Here is an 18,108-nt window from a genome sequence, read left to right as displayed (position 1 = left end):
TCAGGTACTATTATGCTCAATAAAATCATGTTTTTTTTGCCGAGCTTAGGGGGTGGTGGGGCAGAACGTACCGTGATTCAGTTGGCCAATAACCTGGTCCAGCAGGGACGCAAAGTGGATGTGGTGGTCTGTGACATCAGCGGGGTAAAAGGTAAACTCCTGCCCGAGGTTGATCCGCAGATTCAATTGATCGATCTAAGCTGTGGCCGTGTTGCCAATGCCATTTTTCCACTGAAAAAACTGTTGCAGGCGGTGGACTATGATGTGCTGGTGGCGACCCAGACCCATAGCAATATTATTGCAGCCCTGGCCAGACGTTTGGCCAAAAGTCAGGTCCGGTTGATTCTGCGCGAGGTTTCCACACCTTCCAAAAATATGAAATTGCAGGGCATGGCAAAGTGGCTGCTGAAAACCCTGGTTAAAATGACCTATCCATCCGCCAGTCAGGTGGTCTGTGTGTCCAATGGCGTGCTGGAGGATTTTCGTGAATATTATGCCTATGCCCAGAACAATTTAGTCACCATCTATAACCCGGTGATTGACGAGACCTATGCTAAAAAACTGCAAGTGCCCGTTCAGCATCGTTTCTTCCAGCCTGCACATAAAGTCATTCTGGCAGTCGGGCGTTTAACCGAAGCGAAAAATTTCGGCTTCCTGATTCGTTCTTTTCATGCCTTGTATCAACAGCACCCGGAAACCCGCTTGATTATTCTGGGTGAAGGGGAGCTGCGTGCCGAGTTTGAATCCCTCATCCTGGAACTGGGGCTGGCTGAGGTGGTCGACCTGCCCGGCTTTGATCCCAATCCCTATGCCTATTTTAAATATGCCGAGCTGTTTGTCTTGAGTTCCAACTGGGAAGGCTTGCCCGGGGTGCTGATTCAGGCTTTGGCCTCGAAAATTAAAGTGGTGAGCACCAATTGCCCCAGCGGTCCAAAGGAAATTTTGGCGGATGCTAAATTTGGCTTGCTGGTGGAATGTAATGATCAGGCGGGCATGACTGTGGCAATGCAGCAGGCGATTTTCGGTGAATATGTCACGTATGATGACACTGAACTGGCTGCACATTGTCTGCAATTCCATAAACATACCGTGCAACAGCGTTATCTGCAGCTGATGGAGCCCTCCGCATGAATCAGCCGAAACCAGTCATGGTACATGTGATTACCAACTTTGCCGGAGTGGGCGGGGCAGAGATGATGTTGGCACGCCTGATTCAGCAGACCCAGGATCAGTATACGCATGTGATTATTGCATTGATGAAAACTTCGGAGGTGTATGCCGAAACTTTAGCGCGTTGCCAAAGCCATCATGCATTGGGCTGGAATGGGCTGAATACACTGGGGACGATTGCCAAATTGAGGCATTTACTCAAGTCCATCGCGCCAAAAACAGTGCAATGCTGGATGTACCATGCCAATGTATTGACCAGTTTAAGTTGCATCGGTCTCAGCCCAAAACCCGATATTTTTTGGGGCATTCATCATTCGCTGGCATCTCCCAAAGAAGAGTCACTGAGTACCAAAGTCGCCCTGGTCATGAGTAAAGTTCTCGCTGCGCAGTCCCAAGGCGTGATTTATTGCGCGCATTCATCCTTGCAACAGCATCAACGCTTTGGCCTGAAAAATAGCAATGCTCAGGTGATTGCCAATGGCGTGTTTCTGGACAAGTTCCAGCCCAATTCTGAACTGCATCAACCGATCAGCATTGGTTTTGCCGGACGTTATCATACGGCAAAAGGCTATCCGTATCTGTTTGCGACTCTGGCAAAACTGAAAGATCAGCCGATTATTTTCAAAATTGCCGGCAGTGGGGCAAGCTTAGAGAATCCCGAAGTAAAAGCTTTATTCGAACAATATCAACTGGATAAAAATAAAGTCCATTTGCTCGATCAGGTTTCTGATATGCCGGCATTTTATCAGTCGGTGGATGCCTTTTTGATGACCTCGATTACCGAAGGCTTCCCCAATGTGCTGGTCGAAGCCATGGCATCCGGTCTGCCCTGTATCAGTACCGATGTCGGCGATGCCAAATATATAGTCGATGAGCTGGGTGCCATTGTGCCGCCACGCGATCCGGAGGCGCTGGCCAATGCCATTTTGGACTATGTACATTCCAGCCAGGCGGAAAAATTACAGTTGAAACAAGCCAGCCGTGCACGGGTGGAACAACATTTTAGTATTGAAAGCGTGAGTCAGCAGTATCTGGACATGTGGAGACAAGGTGCATGAAGTTTTTGATGATTTGTAGCTATCTACCTTCAGCCTTGAACTTTAGGGGCAAACTGTTAGAAGCGATTCATGCTCAGGGTTATGAAATTCATGTGTTTGCACCGGACCTGACGGATTTTCCCGATGAATTAAAGCAGTTGCAGCAGTTGGGCTATCAGGTGCATGGCATTCCCATGCAGCGCGCAGGCACCAATCCACTGGCCGATCTTAAGCTGCTGCAAACCCTGTATCAGATGATCCGTCAGATTCAGCCGGATATGGTGCTGAGCTATACCATTAAACCGGTGATTTATGGCACTTTGGCGGCATGGCTGGCGCGGGTACCACAGCGTTTTGCCTTAATCACCGGACTGGGTTATGCCTTTCAAAATATAGAATCGGGCAAACGCAGCTTTTTTCAAAAACTGGTGCATGGCTTGTATGCCCAGGCTTTAAAACATGCCCATAAAGTGTTTTTCCAGAATCCTGACGATTTAAAGCTGTTCCAGCAGATGCATTTACTTGATTCAAACAAGCCGACTGTGGTGGTCAATGGTTCAGGCGTGAATGTGCAGGATTTTGAGCTCATGCCTTTACCGCTCAATGAAGACGGACAAGTGAAAGCCTCATTCCTGTTGATTGCCCGTTTACTCGGTGATAAAGGTGTACGCGAATATGCTGAAGCAGCCCGCATCATCAAGGTCCAATATCCTGAAACAGAATTTCATCTGGTCGGCTGGATTGATGACAATCCTTCTGCGATTTCGCAAGCTGAGCTGGATACCTGGGTACAGGAAAAAACCGTGAAGTATTGGGGTAAACTGAGTGATGTACGTCCGGCCATCGCGGCAAGTTCGGTCTATGTATTGCCTTCTTACCGGGAAGGAACCCCGCGTACCGTGCTGGAAGCCATGGCGATGGGACGAGCCATTATTACCACCGATGCTCCGGGCTGCCGTGAAACGGTGAGCAATGGCGTAAATGGCTATCTGGTGGCGGTTAAATCGGTCAATGATCTGGTGCAAAGCATGCAGTATTTTATTGAAGATCCCCAGCTGATTACCTATATGGGACAGCGTTCACGGGAAATGGCACTCAATAAATATGATGTGCATCAAGTGAACCGACATATGCTGACAGAAATGCAGATCATTGCTAAGCCATGACCGAGATGAATTGGCTGGACAGGATAAATAATTCAGAGATGGTCTTATGATCGTGAAATACATTAAAAGTGACTTGTATCGCTATACCGGAAAGATCAGCTTTAAACTCTTTTTAAAAAACTATTTGTTTAATCGTGGTTTTAACTTTTCAGTCTGGTTGCGACTCGCCAGCGCAAAATCCATTTGGGCAAAATTTGCCTATCCCATTTATTATTACAAGAAAAAGCAATACGGCATTGATATTCATATCACCACAAAGATTGGCTATGGCTTGTATATCGGTCATGGTGGGCCATTGGTAGTCAATCCTTCAACAATCATTGGGAATAATGTAAATTTGTCGCAATTTAGTACCATTGGTGCGAATGGGGGACGTCAGGCTGCCGAAATCGGTGATAATGTTTATATTGGTCCTCAGGTCTGTATTGTGAACCAGGTTAAAATTGGCTCTAATGCAACGATTGGCGCGGGCAGTGTCGTCACCAAAGATATTCCAGAAGGTGCCACCGCTGCGGGCAATTATGCAAAAGTGTTGCATATGAACAATCCGGGTGGATTGGTGAATAGACGTTGGACTGATCTTTAATATATAAAATGAGTGAAATGAATGTTAAAGCGTGTTCTGGATGTCGTGATTGCCTCCACGGCCTTGCTGCTGCTGTCTCCAGTCTATTTTTTTGTCGCCTATAAGGTCCGTAAAAATTTAGGCTCACCGGTGCTGTTCCGTCAGGTGCGTCCGGGTCTGCATGGCAAACCCTTTGAAATGATCAAGTTTCGCAGCATGAAAGATGCGGTGGATGAAAACGGAAATCCATTACCCGACAGTGAACGTTTAACGCCCTTTGGTCAAATGCTGCGTTCAAGCAGTCTGGATGAAATGCCGGAACTGTGGAATGTGATTAAAGGTGAGATGAGTATCGTTGGACCACGGCCACTGTTAATGGAATATCTGCCTTTATACAATAGCCAGCAGGCCAAGCGCCATAATGTGCGTCCCGGCATGACCGGACATGCACAGGTCAATGGGCGTAATGCCATCAGCTGGGAAGAAAAATTCAAGCTGGATACCTGGTATGTGGAAAATCAGTCGCTGTGGCTGGACTTTAAAATTATGCTGAAAACCGTAAAAAAAGTGCTGGCCAAGGATGACATCAGTGCCGAAGGCGAGGCAACCATGACAAAATTTACCGGTACACCGGAACAGAAAAATGACTAAACTCTATGCCATATATGGGGCTTCGGGCTGTGGGCGTAGCCTGATGCCGGTGGCGCGGCAGCAACTGGCCCGTGAACAGGACCGATCTGAAATTGTTTTTATTGATGATGCACAGACTGCCATCACCACGGTCAATGCTCATCGTGCCATGAACTATGCCAGCTTTCTGGTTGAACCCGCTGTGCAAAAACAGGTGCTGATTGCAATTGCCAATAGCCAGGTGCGTGAAAAAATCGCCAATCGCCTGGAAGCGGATGGTATTCAGCTCTGGTCGGTTATGGCAGATAATGTGGTGCTGATGGATGATGTCCAGATTGCAGCTGGTGCAGCCTTGAGTCCATTTGTGACTATTACCTCGAATATTAAAATTGGAAAATGCTTCCACGCCAATTTATACAGCTATGTCGAGCATGATTGCGTGATTGGGGATTTCGTTACCTTTGCACCAGGGGTAAAATGCAACGGCAATATTCATATTCAAGACCACGCCTACATTGGTGCCGGTGCCATGATCAAGCAGGGCAGCCCCGATCAACCTTTGGTTATCGGTCGTGGTGCGATTGTCGGTATGGGCGCCGTGGTGACCAAAAGTGTGCCGGCTGGCGTTACCGTGGTGGGCAATCCGGCGCGTATCGTTGAATCCAGATAGAATTTAAAGCTAGGAAAATTCCATGTTAAACAGTGCATTTGAGCCGTGGCCAAGTTTCACGCAAGCAGAGGCAGATGCGGTTTCAAAAGTCCTTTTATCCAATAAAGTGAATTACTGGACCGGTCAGGAATGTCGTGAATTTGAAAAGGAATTTGCACAATTTGCCGGGACGGATTATGCCGTGGCTGTGGCGAATGGCACCGTAGCACTGGATCTGGCTTTAAAAGCACTGGGCATTGGTCAGGGTGATGATGTGATTGTCACCTCACGCACCTTTTTGGCTTCGGCAAGTTCAATTGTGACAGCCGGGGCCAATCCGGTTTTTGCCGATGTTGAACTGGATTCGCAAAACATTTCACGCCGTAGCATTGAAGCCGTATTAACCACAAAGACCAAAGCGATTATCTGCGTGCATCTGGCCGGCTGGATGTGCGATATGGACCCGATCATGCAATTGGCCGAGGAAAAAGGCCTCTATGTAATTGAAGACTGCGCCCAGGCGCATGGCGCGATGTATAAAGGAAAATCTGCCGGTTCCATCGGTCATATTGGCGCCTGGTCCTTCTGTCAGGACAAGATCATGAGCACCGGTGGTGAAGGCGGTATGGTCACCACCAATGATGAAACATTGTGGAAAAAGATGTGGTCGTATAAGGATCACGGCAAAAATTTTGACAGTGTGTATAACAGGCAACATCCACCAGGTTTTCGCTGGTTGCATGATTCATTTGGCACCAACTGGCGCATGATGGAAATGCAGGCGGTGATTGGACGTTTGCAATTGCTGGAAATGCCGGCCTGGACAGAAAAACGTAATAAAAATATGGCACGTATTCAGGCAGCATTTGAAAATAGCCCATATTTTACCGTGGCAAAACCATCCAGTGATTATGTGCATGCTGCCTATAAATGTTATGTGCAAGTCAATGTCGATGCCTTGCCAGAAGGCTGGTCACGCGACCGCATCATGGCAGAAATTAATGCGCTGAACGTACCATGTTTTAGCGGTTCATGTTCAGAGGTGTATCTGGAAAAAGCCTTTGAGCATACGCCTTGGCGTCCTGAACAGCGTTTGCACAATGCGCAAGCTTTGGGTGAAAGCAGCCTGATGTTCCTGGTCCATCCAACCTTGTCTGAACAGAGCATGCAAAAAACCATAACTGCAATTCAGACGGTGATGGCAGATATTTAAAGCGGAATGGGCGTATAATATGCGCCATTCAGTTTTCTGACTTTTACCGATTTAGAGCCCTTAGTGAAAGACATCATCCGATATTTAGCATCTTTGCCGCGTCGCCAAAAACAAATCGTGTTGGTGGCAATGGATATCTGTGTTTTGCCTGTGATCATGTGGCTGGTCTATGCCATCCGTTTGGCAACGCCAAACGTTGCAGTCATGCAGGGGCTTGATTTCTGGTATGTCTATGTCGGCGTTTTTGGTGTTCTGGTTTTTACCTTATTGGGTATTTATAGCGCCATTGTCCGCTCCTTTAACGAAGACTATTTGCTGCGTCTATCCATTGCGACCTTTATCCAGATTGTGGGTTTATATGCCATAAAAAAACTTAACTTGGCATTTATTCCTATGAGTATTCCACTCATGTACGGCTTTGTGCTGTTCTCTTATATGTGGTGGAGCCGCGCGGTGATTCGTTATGCCACGCTGCGTACTTTTGCCAAAAAACAGAACCGTAAGCGGGTCGCCATTTATGGCGCCGGGCTTGCGGGCCAACAGATTGCGGCTGCCTTGCATCGATCTGATGATTATCTGCCGATTTGTTTTATTGATGATAAAGCCTCGCTGCACGGTCAGTCGCTCAGCGGTTTAAAAATTTATGCGCCGAAAAAAGCCTTGGGTAAATTAGGCAAATTTCATATTGAAGAAATCTTGCTGGCCATGCCCTCGGTCAGCCGGGCGCGTAAAAAAGAGATGATTGAATCCTTTGAGCTGGCTGATGTCAAAATCATGGAATTGCCGGGCGTGACCCAACTGGTCGGGGGGCAGGTGCAGGTTTCCGATATCCGTGAGGTGGATATTATTGACTTGCTGGGCCGTGACCCTGTACCGCCAAAGCCGGAACTTCTAGAAAAAAACATTAAAAATAAGGTGGTGATGGTGACCGGGGCAGGCGGCTCGATTGGTTCGGAACTGTGTCGCCAGATTGTCAAACATCAGCCCAAGCTATTGGTTCTGTTTGAAATGTCAGAGTTTGCGCTGTATTCGATTGACCGTGAGCTGCAAAATTCGGGTATCCAGGTTGTTCCTGTTCTGGGTTCTGTCACCAATCAGGCCAAATTAGAACGTATTATTGCCGAGTATCAGGTACAAACGGTCTATCATGCCGCAGCCTACAAACATGTGCCATTGGTGGAAGCCAATCCGTTTGAAGGCATTTATAATACTTCAATTGGTACTGCACGCAGTGTCGATGCAGCGGTGAAGCAAGGGGTGGAAACTTTTGTTTTAATTTCCACCGATAAAGCGGTGCGCCCGACCAATGTCATGGGGGCATCTAAACGGATGGCAGAACTATACTGTCAGGGTTTGGCTGCAACAAAACCGCAAACACAAATCAGTATAGTGCGTTTTGGCAATGTATTGGGATCTTCGGGTTCCGTGGTTCCCTTGTTTAAAAAGCAGATTGCCCAAGGCGGACCTGTCACGGTGACGCATCCGGAAGTGACACGTTACTTTATGACCATTCCTGAAGCAGCCCAGCTGGTAATTCAGGCAGGGGCGATGGGTACAGGCGGTGACGTATTTTTATTGGATATGGGTGAGCCGGTAAAAATTGTCGATTTGGCCAAACAGATGATTCGCTTAAGCGGTTTTCGTCCTATTGATGAAAATGGCCTGGGTGATATCGAGATTCAGTTTACTGGACTTCGTCCTGGTGAGAAGTTGTATGAAGAATTGCTGATTGATCAGGAAAATGTAGAGAAGACTGAACATGAACGGATTTTAAAGTCATATGAAAAATATTATTCATGGCAAGAGATTTTAAGCGTTTTTGATCATTTAAATATGCTTAGCAGAGAAAATGCTGAAACAAAATTGCTATATACGTTATTAAATAAATATGTTGCTGGTTTTAATCGCTAACTATGAATGCGGTTATTTTAGTGCTGGGCATCATTATATTTTTTAGTCCCGTAGTCCCATAAATAAAGTCGTGATAAAAAAAGTAAACAAAATCTTTTATTTAAAATAATCATTAATATTGCTAGAATGTTGACCTTAATTAAATCTTATTTTTACTATAATTTAGATAGGGATTTTACGTGAAAAAAGTTCTACTTGTTTTTGGTACACGGCCCGAAGCAATTAAAATGGCGCCTTTGGCGTTGCAGTTAAAAGAAAATAATGAAAGCTTCGAAACAAAGGTTTGTGTAACGGGCCAACATCGTCAAATGTTGGATCAAGTTCTTGAACTATTTAATTTAACTCCCGATTTTGATTTAAACTTAATGAAACCGGGCCAAACGCTTTCCGATGTGACTTCTGGTGTTCTAAAGGGTTTGGAAGCAGTTTTTGAAGAATGGTTACCAGATGTAGTACTGGTGCATGGCGACACCGCAACCACATTTGCAGCATCCCTGGCTGCTTATTATCATAAGGTGAAGATTGGTCATGTTGAAGCCGGATTACGCACTGGCGATATTTATTCGCCGTGGCCGGAAGAAGCAAACCGTAAGTTAACGGGAGCATTGGCAAATTATCATTTTGCGCCGACTCAGTCCTCTTATAATAATTTAATAAAAGAAAATATTAATCCGGAAAATATAACAATTACAGGAAATACTGTAATTGATGCTTTATTAAAGGTGAAAGAAAAAGTAGAAACTGATTACAAAATTATCGCTGATTTTAAAGCCCAATTCAGCTTTTTAGATGAAAGCAAAAAATTGATTTTAGTTACCGGCCACCGTCGCGAAAACTTTGGTCAAGGTTTCTTGAATATTTGTCAGGCATTGGCAAATATTGCTCAAAAATATTCAGATGTACAGATTGTATATCCAGTGCATTTAAATCCAAATGTGCAAAAGCCTGTAAATGAGCTTCTATCTGGAATTTCAAATATTCATTTAATTGCACCACAGGATTATCTGCCATTTGTATATTTAATGAATCGCAGTTATTTAATTTTGACCGACTCTGGCGGTATTCAGGAAGAAGCACCTTCATTAGGCAAGCCGGTATTGGTTATGCGAGATACCACTGAACGTCCTGAAGCTGTAGAGGCGGGTACGGTTAAACTGGTAGGAACGGATGCAGACCTAATTGAAAAATCTGTAACGGATTTATTAGTAAATACCGAACTGTATCAACAAATGGCAGAAGCCCACAACCCTTATGGTGACGGAACTTCATGTCAGCAAATTATTGAATTTTTAAAGAATAACTGAGCAATTAAGTAATATTATGAATAATCAATTTAAACATATTTGTGTTATTGGCTTAGGGTATATCGGTTTACCTACAGCAGCGACTTTTGCTGCACATGGCATTAAAGTTACAGGTGTAGATGTCAATCAGCATGCTGTCGATATGATTAACCAAGGTAAAGTACATATTGTTGAACCGGACTTGGATGCCTTGGTGAAAGTAGTTGTTGCAAAAGGTATGTTATCTGCACGCACAAAACCGGTTGAAGCAGATGCTTATATTGTTGCTGTACCGACACCGTTTAAAGATGATTACCAGCCCGATCTTAAATATATTGAAGCAGCTTCTAAAGCGTTAGCACCTTATTTAAAACCGGGTAATTTAGTTATTCTCGAGTCAACTTCACCGGTAGGTGCAACCGAACAAATGGCGGCATGGTTAGCTGAAGCACGTCCTGACCTAACATTCCCTGAGCAGGCAGGTGAAGCAGCAGATATTCTAGTTGCACACTGTCCTGAACGTGTATTGCCGGGCAAGGTTTTGCAAGAACTGATTAGTAATGACCGAATTATTGGCGGTATGAATCAGCTGAGTTCAACAGCAGCAAGTAATTTGTATAAAACATTTGTGCAAGGCGGTTGCATTGAAACTAATGCACGTACAGCCGAAATGTGCAAGCTTACTGAAAATTCTTTCCGTGATGTAAACATTGCCTTTGCCAATGAATTATCGGTGATTTGTGACAAGCTCGATATTAATGTGTGGGAGCTGATTGCTTTGGCAAACCGTCATCCGCGTGTCAATATTTTACAGCCGGGTCCGGGTGTGGGCGGGCACTGTATTGCGGTTGATCCGTGGTTTATTGTGGCAAGAACTCCTGAACAGGCGCGTTTAATTCGTACTGCGCGTGAAGTGAATGATGCAAAACCTGAATGGGTGATTGATCAGGTAAAAATTAAAATTGCAGATTTTTTACAGGCAAACCCGGAAAAAACTATTCAAGATGTAACAGTTGCCTGTTATGGACTGGCGTTTAAACCAGATATTGATGACCTGCGTGAAAGCCCTGCTTTAGAAATTACAAAGAAATTAGCGGAACAAGGCTTAAATATTTTAGCGATTGAGCCGAATATTTCTGATTTGCCGGCAAAATTACCAGCTAATGTGAAATTAATTGATTTAGATGAAAGAGATAATGCTGATATTCATTTAATTCTAGTCGATCATAAACAATTTAAACAAGATTTAGCTATTGAATCCCCATATACGGTGAATACTAAAGGAATTCAACTGTAGTGGGAGGATTAGTCTATTCTATAATATATAATCTATTTTCAAAAATTAGCATATTATTATCAAGTTATTTAGGTTTGCTTATGTTGAATAAGCATGATTATGGTCTGTTTTCCTATTATACTATGTTAATTGCGAATTTAAGTATATTTTTTATATGTGGTGGAAGTTTATCAGTTAATCAGGCATATTCTTCAAATATAAAAAGTACTTTAGAAAAAGAGGCTATTTTAGCCTCTCATTTTCTAATATTGCTCATACTTTCTATATTAGCTTCATTCTTTTTATATTTTAATTATAACTTATATTATATTTTGGCTATTTTTATATCTTTTTTTATGGGCGCATCAGCCTTAATTGAAGGTAAAATGTATGCTACTAAAAATTATAAAAACATGGCCGTAAATGCAATTATCAGTTTTATAATTATGCTTCCGCTTATTTATTTTTTTATAAAAAAATATAATATAGCGGGTGCCTTATTTGCGCTCTTATTATATAGATTTATTTTATTAGCTTTAAATTTATATAAATCGGATGGATTGATTTTTATAAAAAAAGAATCTTTAGCTTTTATTCTTTCAAAAAAAAATATTCAATATTTGAAAAAAAACTCTCTTCCGATATTTTTATCGGCATTATGTGTAGCTCCAGTATATTTTATTTGTATTAATTTAGGAAAATACTATGGATTGTCATATGAGAAATTAGGTGAGTTTTCATGGTTTTTTCAAATATATAATATAGCAGTTTTTTTTCCAAGTGTAATAGTGGGATTTACACTTAAGAAATTTAATGAAGATAAGTCAAGATTAAATAAAATCTTCAAATATTATTTAATATTTTCTATTATTTGCTCTTTATCTTTAATATTTTTAAAAGATTTTATATTTTTTATATCTAAATTAAAAGGTAGTGAAGATATAAATACACTATATTATTGTATGATATTTTCAATGTTTTTATATATATTGAATTCATCTTTTTCTGGATATTGGATTTCTCAAAATTTTGCAAGAATAGGTTTTTTTATAAATTTAATATGGGCTATATTTGTAATTTTGTTAAATTGGATACTAATGTTAAATAACATGGGATTTGAATCAATATTCATATCCACAGGAATAGCTTATATAATCCTCATATCTTTTCAATTGATGCTGAAAAGGAAATTTTAAATGACTGATGATTTTTTAGGACTATTGAATGTCTTACTTTCTTTAATAATTTTTTTTGTATGCTCAATATTTTTCTATAAAAAGCTGATAACAAGAGATTTTGTTTTTGTTTTTTGGGGAGGACTTTTATATTTTTGTGCAGTACCCGTATTAATCGATAGTTTTTTAATTTTTTTTGGTGGTTTAGAAAGTTTAAACTCAATTATATTAGAAGATACACCAAGTTATTGGGATGGTGTTAATAATGAAATTTTGCTTAAAATAAATACTTTTACTTTTGGTTTTGCTTTTGTTTTTATTTTTTTTGATACTATTTTTAAAAAAATATTTAGAGTTGAGTATAGAAAAAGTTACGATTACAACTATATTCAGCTAATCATTTTATTTTTGTTGGCTATAACACCATGTGTTTTCTTGTTTCAAGAGGGTTTTAATTTTATTTCTAATCAAAAAGAAGGGTTAGATATAAGTAAAACGGCTAAAAATTCATATATTTTATTGCCGATTGGTGCTATAGTTGCATATAATTTATTTAATAATAAAAAATATTTTTTAGGCTTTATTTTTTGTATTCCTATATTAATAATTTCTTTTTTAAGTCAATCTAGAACTCTATTTATTCTAGTACCTGTTGCACTTATAATGTCATATATATTTACTGCAAAAATAATAGAATTTAAAAAAATTCTTATATATGTAATTTTAGTTCTCAGCTTAACTCAATTTGTTAAAATTGCTACCAATGATGATTATGGTATTTATTATACAGATAATAAAACATTGTTTTTAGTAAATAAGATGATCAGGGATATCAGTATTGGTGATGCTTATTATTCTTTTCATATCAGAGATATAGATCCTAATTTAACTACAGAAGGTTCCTCTAGTTTAGCTTTAATATCTGTTGGAGTTGTACCACCATTTATAAATAGAGAATTATTTCTTCCAGAAAAAACAGCAACTTATAAAATATATCAGTTGAGATATGGTGACTTTGATTTTGGCTCTATTCATCCTACATTAATAGGATATGCATATTTTGATTTAGGATTTTTAGGAGTATTCTTGGCTATATTTTTTGCAGCAATAATGAGATTATATTATTATTTAATGTCAAAATTTAGTTTTTCTCAAGCAATAGCACCTGTTCTATTAGGTGGATTTATATTCGTTTCTTTGAGGGGAAGTATAAATGTTGCTTATTTCAATTTAGTCTATAGTGGTATTTTAATATTTTTAGTATTAATGCTGATTAATGGTGTTAAAAAAACTAATATTGGGAAATTTTGATGAAATTTTTATATCTTAATCTTAATAATAAAGCTGTAGAAAAAGCTTATGATAGAATTTATGACTTATTTGATATTAATAAGGTAAAAATTTATCATAAGAAAGAAGTAGAGAATTACTTATCATTAAAAGATGATAATGATGAAATTTTTGTTTGTGCTAACATTTGGCATGTTTTATATTTGAAATATAAAGCTTTAGTTAAATTGAAAAGAATAAAGATTATTTTTTGGGTTCAAGGCGCTGTCGCCCATGAAAGTTTTTTAAAAAATAAATCCTATTTTCGTTTTTTTATATTATGGTTTTTAGAGTATATTTCTCTAATATTAAGTGATTTTTACATTTATGTTTCACCCTATATGAAAGATTATTATGAAAAGAAATTTTTCACTTCAAGTAAGCAAAGTATAGTAATACCATGTATTTCTGATCTCAATCAGAATATTAAAATTAAGCGTGATTCTGAAAATTATTGTTATATTGGTGGTATGTCAAAATGGCAAAATTTTGAAACAATTATAAAAATGATGAATATAATTGTTGAACATAATAATGAAGTTAAATTTTCAGTTGCAACTAATGATTTAACAGTATGTCAGGCTAAACTGGAAGAACTAGCAACAGAAAAATTATTGAAAGTAACATCAGTAGTATCATTAGTTTCTAAGCAAGAAATAGAAAATTTCTTATCTGCTGCTTCTTTTGGTTTTTTAATTAGGGATGACATTGTAGTAAATAATGTTGCTTCGCCAATTAAACTCGCTGAGTATTTATCATGTGGAGTTAATGTAATTTCAACTAAAGGTATTACTTCTTATAGAAATTTAATTGAACAGGCTGGATATATTGTTGATGATAAAAATTTAGATTCTATTCGAGAAATTAAATTTGAAGCAAATGAAGAAAAAGCTTTAGAAGTTTTTCAAGAAAATTTTAGTTCCATTAGTATTTCTAATTCTGTAAATACTTTTTTAAAAGAACTTGGATTGTAATGTAATGAAAGAAAAATTATATTTTATTGGTACATTACCTGAACCTACAGGTGGAGTTACTATATTTAATAAAAGAAAAGTTGGCCTACTTCAGAAAGATTATGACGTTTGTGTAATTGAACCAAACCTAAATACTTTATGGAAAATTATATATATCTTTCTTTTTAAGAAAGATCTTATATATATTAGTACATTTAACTTTTTAATTGTTTTTATTGCGGTAATTTGTAAAACCAAAGGTTTTTATTTTATTGATCATAATACGTCTAGACATATCGAAGATTTTGGTGGTTTTAAGAAAAATATTTGTTTAAAATTTTTAAAAAATGCTAAAGAGATAGTATTGGTTAGCTCGCATTTAAAAGATAATTATAAAAAAATTAATTTTTATAATAATTTAAATTTTAAAATAGAACAGGCATTTATTCCACCTAATGTTGAAGAAGCCGAGAATATTATTAATTCTATCTATCCAGATAAATTAAAAAGTAATCTTTTAAAAAAAAATTTAGTAATCGCTAGTGCATCAAAAACAAATTTAGATATTTCTGGACAAGATATTTATAGCTTGGAACTTACATTAAAAGCTTATGACAGACTGGCGAATGAGCATCCAAATTTAATATTCGTTATGGCAATTGCTGAATTCTCTAATGATGAATTTGGTTTAAAAATCAGGAAGATGTCAGAAAATTTGCAAAGTAAGTATAACAACTTCATTTTATTAACAAACAATACTCCTATTTGGCCACTATTTAAATTTGGACTGGTTTTTCTACGCATAACGACAACAGATGGCGATTCAGTAAGTTTGAAGGAGTCGTTATTTTTTGATTGTCCAGTCTTAGCGACTGATGTAGTTTGTAGGCCTGCTGGAACAAAGCTTTTTAATTTGAAAAATGATGATTTATTTAATGCAATCGAGAATTTGATAGAAGAGTCCAAATGAAAGTATTAAGATTAATAAACACTGTTAAGTGTTTAAAATTTATACAAATATACTATCGTTTACATTATCTTTTGCTTAAGCCAAAAACGAAGCAAACAGTATTTAACATTCAGCTTAGAAATGTAGCCCGAAATTGGCACAATACAGTAGCTAAGCCTATTAGTATGTTAAGCCCTTCCCAGTTTTTATTTTTGAATCATCTCGGTCAGTTAAATACCGCTCAAGATTGGAATACCAATCAGCAAGAAAAATTATGGCTCTATAATTTACATTATTTTGACGATCTTAACGCAGAAAATGCTATTGAGCGTAAAGATTGGCATAATGATTTAATTCATAAATGGATTGATGCAAATCCCTATTCTTCAGGTAATGCCTGGGAACCTTATCCAAATTCTTTAAGAATCGTGAATTGGGTTAAATGGTCATTGCAAGGAAATGTACTCAATGAGGTTCAGCTCCAGAGTTTGGCTTTACAAGCTGAACATTTATCTAAAACCGTTGAATGGCATATCTTGGCTAATCATTTATTTGCCAATGCAAAAGCGCTGATTTTTGCAGGACTGTATTTTGATACTACTGAATCGAAAAAATGGCTGAACTTGGGGCTAAAAATTTATAAAAAAGAAATTGATGAACAGGTTCTGTCTGATGGTGCAAATTTTGAATTAACACCAATGTACCATGCAATTTTTTTGGAAGATCTTTTAGATATTTACCAATTAATTGCTATTTGTTATTCAGCTAATGACTTAATTGATGTTAGCCATTTAAAAAATAAAATTATTAAAATGCTTGAATGGCTTAAGCATTTATCTCATCCAGATGGCGAAATTTCCTTTTTTAATGATGCTGCCTTTGGTATTGCATCCACCTATGAAAATTTGCGAAATTATGCTGAAAACTTAGAAATAAGTGTAGCCTCAACAGATATGACGGATGTCAGTTTGACTGAAAGCGGTTATATTGCTGTCCAACGTGAAGCCTATAAATTTATTATGGATGTTGCAGAAGTTGGGCCAAGTTATCAACCAGGACATGCGCATGCAGATACTCTCAGTTTTGAATTAAGTATCTGGAATTCAAGATTTATAGTAAATTCTGGTATATCTCAATATGGTTTAGGGGGTGAAAGGCTATACCAGCGCGGAACGTCCGCTCATAATACAATCGAAATTGATCAGCAAAATTCCAGTGAAGTGTGGTCGGGTTTTAGAGTTGCCAGAAGGGTAAGTCCTAAATTAAATACAATCCATTATAATGATAATAGAATCCTGAATTTTTCAGCATCTTATAAAAGTTTAACTGGGGTGGTTCATAACCGTACTGTAGATTTTCAAGATAACCAGATTATTTTAAAAGATAATTTACTAGGACGATTTAACTCTGCAATTTCATATATTCATTTTCATCCTGATGTAAAAATAGAAAAAGAATCAAATCACGATTTTGTATGTGAATTAAATGATCACATCATTGATATTCAACTCAAAGGGGAGATTGAAACTGTATTTAAGGATGATTATTGGCATCCTGAGTTTGGCAAATCAATTTCAAATGTTTGTTTAAAAATAATTTTATTATCAAACAATTATGAAATTTCAATTTCTTGCAGAGATACAGGTTTTTAAAATGTCAAATATATGTATTATTAGTGCCAATAGTCTCGAAAATGAAAATGCTTCAAGAAATCGTGTGTTAAGCTTTGTAAATTCATTTATAGCAGCTGGACATCAAGTTAAATTGATTTCTATGGATAATGAAGGTTTTAATTTATTGGAAAATGAAAACTTCACACATTTTAAAATTCCATTTATTGATACCAAGATTCCCTCTTTTATCAAACGTGCTTTTTTGGAAATGAAAATAGCTTCACTGGCATTAAATAAAGCCAATGAGCTTAATTGTGACATTAATTTAATCACGATTCCATCAATGTTTTTACTGCATTTAAGCTTTTTATTAAAAACAGGAAAAACTAAGATTTTAGATATTCGTGATTTAAGCTGGGAATATTTAGATGAAAAATCTTTAGTGAATAGAACTGCTAAAAAGATTTTTACACAAAGTGCACTGCTCAACTTAAAGAGATTCGATATTGTTAGTGTCACAAATGATCATGAGTTTGATTATGTTTCTAAAAATAAATCTGATTCACAATCAATTATTAAGGTACCCAATGGGGTCTCACTTTCAATTTTTGAAAAATTAGAAAATATTAAGTGTAATACTACGAACAAATTTACGATTACATATGTTGGTAATGTAGGTTTAGCCCAAGACCTCGAAACTTTGGTTGAAGTAAGTAAATTATTACCTGATTTTATCTTTAACATTGTAGGTGCAGGTACTGATTTTGAAAGAATACATACATTAGCTAATCCTAACCAGCAGAATTTGAACTTCTTGGGTCGTCGTCAGTTTAACGAGCTTTTAGAAATATATACCCAATCTGACGTTTTATATGCACAATTGACTCCAGAATTTGCTACTGCTATGCCTTCTAAATTATATGAATATTTATCTACCGGAAAATATGTATTATATGGTGGTGTAGGAGTAGCAGGAAAAACACTAGAAAATTTTCAGAATGTGTCTTTAATTCCCCCTTGTAATATTCTGGCCTTGAAGGATGAAATTCAGCAGATTCAGGAAAGCGGTAAATATCAGCAATTATGTGTGGAAAATAGAGAAAAAATAAAAGCTGAGTATTTACGTGATGTTACAGTTGAAAAGCTTATATCTATGATTTAAGTAAATTTACATCAAAAATACCTTATT

The 18,108-nt window shown here is 37.9% G+C and carries 16 protein-coding genes; all 16 read left to right on the top strand.

Annotated features, from left to right (window positions below; all coding sequences use genetic code 11):
* Positions 1–12: 12 nt before the first annotated feature.
* The 16 genes from E0H88_RS06435 (at position 13) to E0H88_RS06360 (ending at position 18,081) form a co-directional block, all read left to right on the top strand.
* A complete protein-coding gene (locus E0H88_RS06435) occupies positions 13–1,131 on the top strand; it encodes a glycosyltransferase (RefSeq protein WP_131273532.1) in 1,119 nt (372 codons plus the stop codon).
* Entirely contained in the window at positions 1,128–2,228 is a 1,101-nt protein-coding gene (locus E0H88_RS06430) for a glycosyltransferase (RefSeq protein ID WP_131273531.1), read from the top strand. The genes E0H88_RS06435 and E0H88_RS06430 overlap by 4 nt, the downstream gene beginning before the upstream one ends.
* Positions 2,225–3,373, top strand: coding sequence for a glycosyltransferase family 4 protein (locus E0H88_RS06425; protein ID WP_131273530.1), 1,149 nt, complete (start codon positions 2,225–2,227; stop codon positions 3,371–3,373). Before E0H88_RS06430 ends, E0H88_RS06425 begins: the two co-directional genes overlap by 4 nt.
* Positions 3,374–3,419: 46 nt before the next feature.
* Positions 3,420–3,959 (top strand): serine O-acetyltransferase, encoded by a 540-nt coding sequence (locus tag E0H88_RS06420; RefSeq protein ID WP_131273529.1) that lies wholly within the window; start codon positions 3,420–3,422, stop codon positions 3,957–3,959.
* Positions 3,960–3,980: 21 nt separating this feature from the next.
* A complete protein-coding gene (locus E0H88_RS06415) occupies positions 3,981–4,589 on the top strand; it encodes a sugar transferase (protein ID WP_131273528.1) in 609 nt (202 codons plus the stop codon).
* Positions 4,582–5,238: a NeuD/PglB/VioB family sugar acetyltransferase gene (locus tag E0H88_RS06410; protein ID WP_131273527.1), complete on the top strand. Its 657-nt coding sequence runs from the start codon at positions 4,582–4,584 to the stop codon at positions 5,236–5,238. The genes E0H88_RS06415 and E0H88_RS06410 overlap by 8 nt, the downstream gene beginning before the upstream one ends.
* Positions 5,239–5,260: 22 nt before the next feature.
* On the top strand, positions 5,261–6,430 hold the full coding sequence (locus E0H88_RS06405; RefSeq protein WP_131273526.1) for a DegT/DnrJ/EryC1/StrS family aminotransferase: 1,170 nt from the start codon (positions 5,261–5,263) through the stop codon (positions 6,428–6,430).
* A gap of 63 nt (positions 6,431–6,493) precedes the next feature.
* A complete protein-coding gene (locus E0H88_RS06400; RefSeq protein ID WP_131273525.1) occupies positions 6,494–8,341 on the top strand; it encodes a polysaccharide biosynthesis protein in 1,848 nt (615 codons plus the stop codon).
* Between the two features lie 179 nt (positions 8,342–8,520).
* Positions 8,521–9,645 (top strand): non-hydrolyzing UDP-N-acetylglucosamine 2-epimerase, encoded by a 1,125-nt coding sequence (gene wecB / locus E0H88_RS06395; protein WP_131273524.1) that lies wholly within the window; start codon positions 8,521–8,523, stop codon positions 9,643–9,645.
* A 16-nt stretch (positions 9,646–9,661) separates the two neighbouring features.
* Positions 9,662–10,921, top strand: coding sequence for a UDP-N-acetyl-D-mannosamine dehydrogenase (gene wecC, locus E0H88_RS06390; protein WP_131273523.1), 1,260 nt, complete (start codon positions 9,662–9,664; stop codon positions 10,919–10,921).
* A gap of 80 nt (positions 10,922–11,001) precedes the next feature.
* A complete protein-coding gene (locus E0H88_RS06385; RefSeq protein WP_131273522.1) occupies positions 11,002–12,096 on the top strand; it encodes an MATE family efflux transporter in 1,095 nt (364 codons plus the stop codon).
* Positions 12,097–13,386 carry an O-antigen polymerase gene (locus E0H88_RS06380; protein WP_131273521.1) on the top strand — a complete coding sequence of 430 codons (1,290 nt, stop codon included), beginning with the start codon at positions 12,097–12,099 and terminating at the stop codon, positions 13,384–13,386.
* A complete protein-coding gene (locus E0H88_RS06375; protein WP_131273520.1) occupies positions 13,386–14,378 on the top strand; it encodes a glycosyltransferase in 993 nt (330 codons plus the stop codon). Before E0H88_RS06380 ends, E0H88_RS06375 begins: the two co-directional genes overlap by 1 nt.
* Positions 14,379–14,382: 4 nt before the next feature.
* Entirely contained in the window at positions 14,383–15,327 is a 945-nt protein-coding gene (locus E0H88_RS06370) for a hypothetical protein (protein WP_131273519.1), read from the top strand.
* The gene (locus E0H88_RS06365) at positions 15,324–16,958 is read left to right on the top strand and encodes a heparinase II/III family protein (protein ID WP_131273518.1); all 1,635 of its coding nucleotides are present in this window, start codon (positions 15,324–15,326) and stop codon (positions 16,956–16,958) included. The genes E0H88_RS06370 and E0H88_RS06365 overlap by 4 nt, the downstream gene beginning before the upstream one ends.
* A 1-nt stretch (position 16,959) precedes the next feature.
* Positions 16,960–18,081: a glycosyltransferase gene (locus E0H88_RS06360; RefSeq protein ID WP_165493286.1), complete on the top strand. Its 1,122-nt coding sequence runs from the start codon at positions 16,960–16,962 to the stop codon at positions 18,079–18,081.
* Positions 18,082–18,108 lie beyond the last annotated feature (27 nt).

Origin of the sequence: Acinetobacter sp. ANC 4216, from assembly GCF_004331195.1 — a bacterium.
GTDB lineage: Bacteria > Pseudomonadota > Gammaproteobacteria > Pseudomonadales > Moraxellaceae > Acinetobacter > Acinetobacter kookii.
The sequence above is the reverse complement of the archived record's forward strand: the minus strand, read 5'-3'. Positions and strand labels throughout refer to the sequence as shown.

Coding starts and splice junctions, on each gene's coding strand:
- wecC (WP_131273523.1), top strand. CDS start 9,662: ATGAATAATCAATTTAAACATATTTGTGTTATTGGCTTAGGGTATATC.
- E0H88_RS06365 (WP_131273518.1), top strand. CDS start 15,324: ATGAAAGTATTAAGATTAATAAACACTGTTAAGTGTTTAAAATTTATA.
- E0H88_RS06425 (WP_131273530.1), top strand. CDS start 2,225: ATGAAGTTTTTGATGATTTGTAGCTATCTACCTTCAGCCTTGAACTTT.
- E0H88_RS06375 (WP_131273520.1), top strand. CDS start 13,386: ATGAAATTTTTATATCTTAATCTTAATAATAAAGCTGTAGAAAAAGCT.
- E0H88_RS06415 (WP_131273528.1), top strand. CDS start 3,981: ATGTTAAAGCGTGTTCTGGATGTCGTGATTGCCTCCACGGCCTTGCTG.
- E0H88_RS06435 (WP_131273532.1), top strand. CDS start 13: ATGCTCAATAAAATCATGTTTTTTTTGCCGAGCTTAGGGGGTGGTGGG.
- E0H88_RS06370 (WP_131273519.1), top strand. CDS start 14,383: ATGAAAGAAAAATTATATTTTATTGGTACATTACCTGAACCTACAGGT.
- E0H88_RS06420 (WP_131273529.1), top strand. CDS start 3,420: ATGATCGTGAAATACATTAAAAGTGACTTGTATCGCTATACCGGAAAG.
- E0H88_RS06385 (WP_131273522.1), top strand. CDS start 11,002: ATGTTGAATAAGCATGATTATGGTCTGTTTTCCTATTATACTATGTTA.
- E0H88_RS06405 (WP_131273526.1), top strand. CDS start 5,261: ATGTTAAACAGTGCATTTGAGCCGTGGCCAAGTTTCACGCAAGCAGAG.
- E0H88_RS06380 (WP_131273521.1), top strand. CDS start 12,097: ATGACTGATGATTTTTTAGGACTATTGAATGTCTTACTTTCTTTAATA.
- E0H88_RS06430 (WP_131273531.1), top strand. CDS start 1,128: ATGAATCAGCCGAAACCAGTCATGGTACATGTGATTACCAACTTTGCC.
- E0H88_RS06410 (WP_131273527.1), top strand. CDS start 4,582: ATGACTAAACTCTATGCCATATATGGGGCTTCGGGCTGTGGGCGTAGC.
- E0H88_RS06360 (WP_165493286.1), top strand. CDS start 16,960: ATGTCAAATATATGTATTATTAGTGCCAATAGTCTCGAAAATGAAAAT.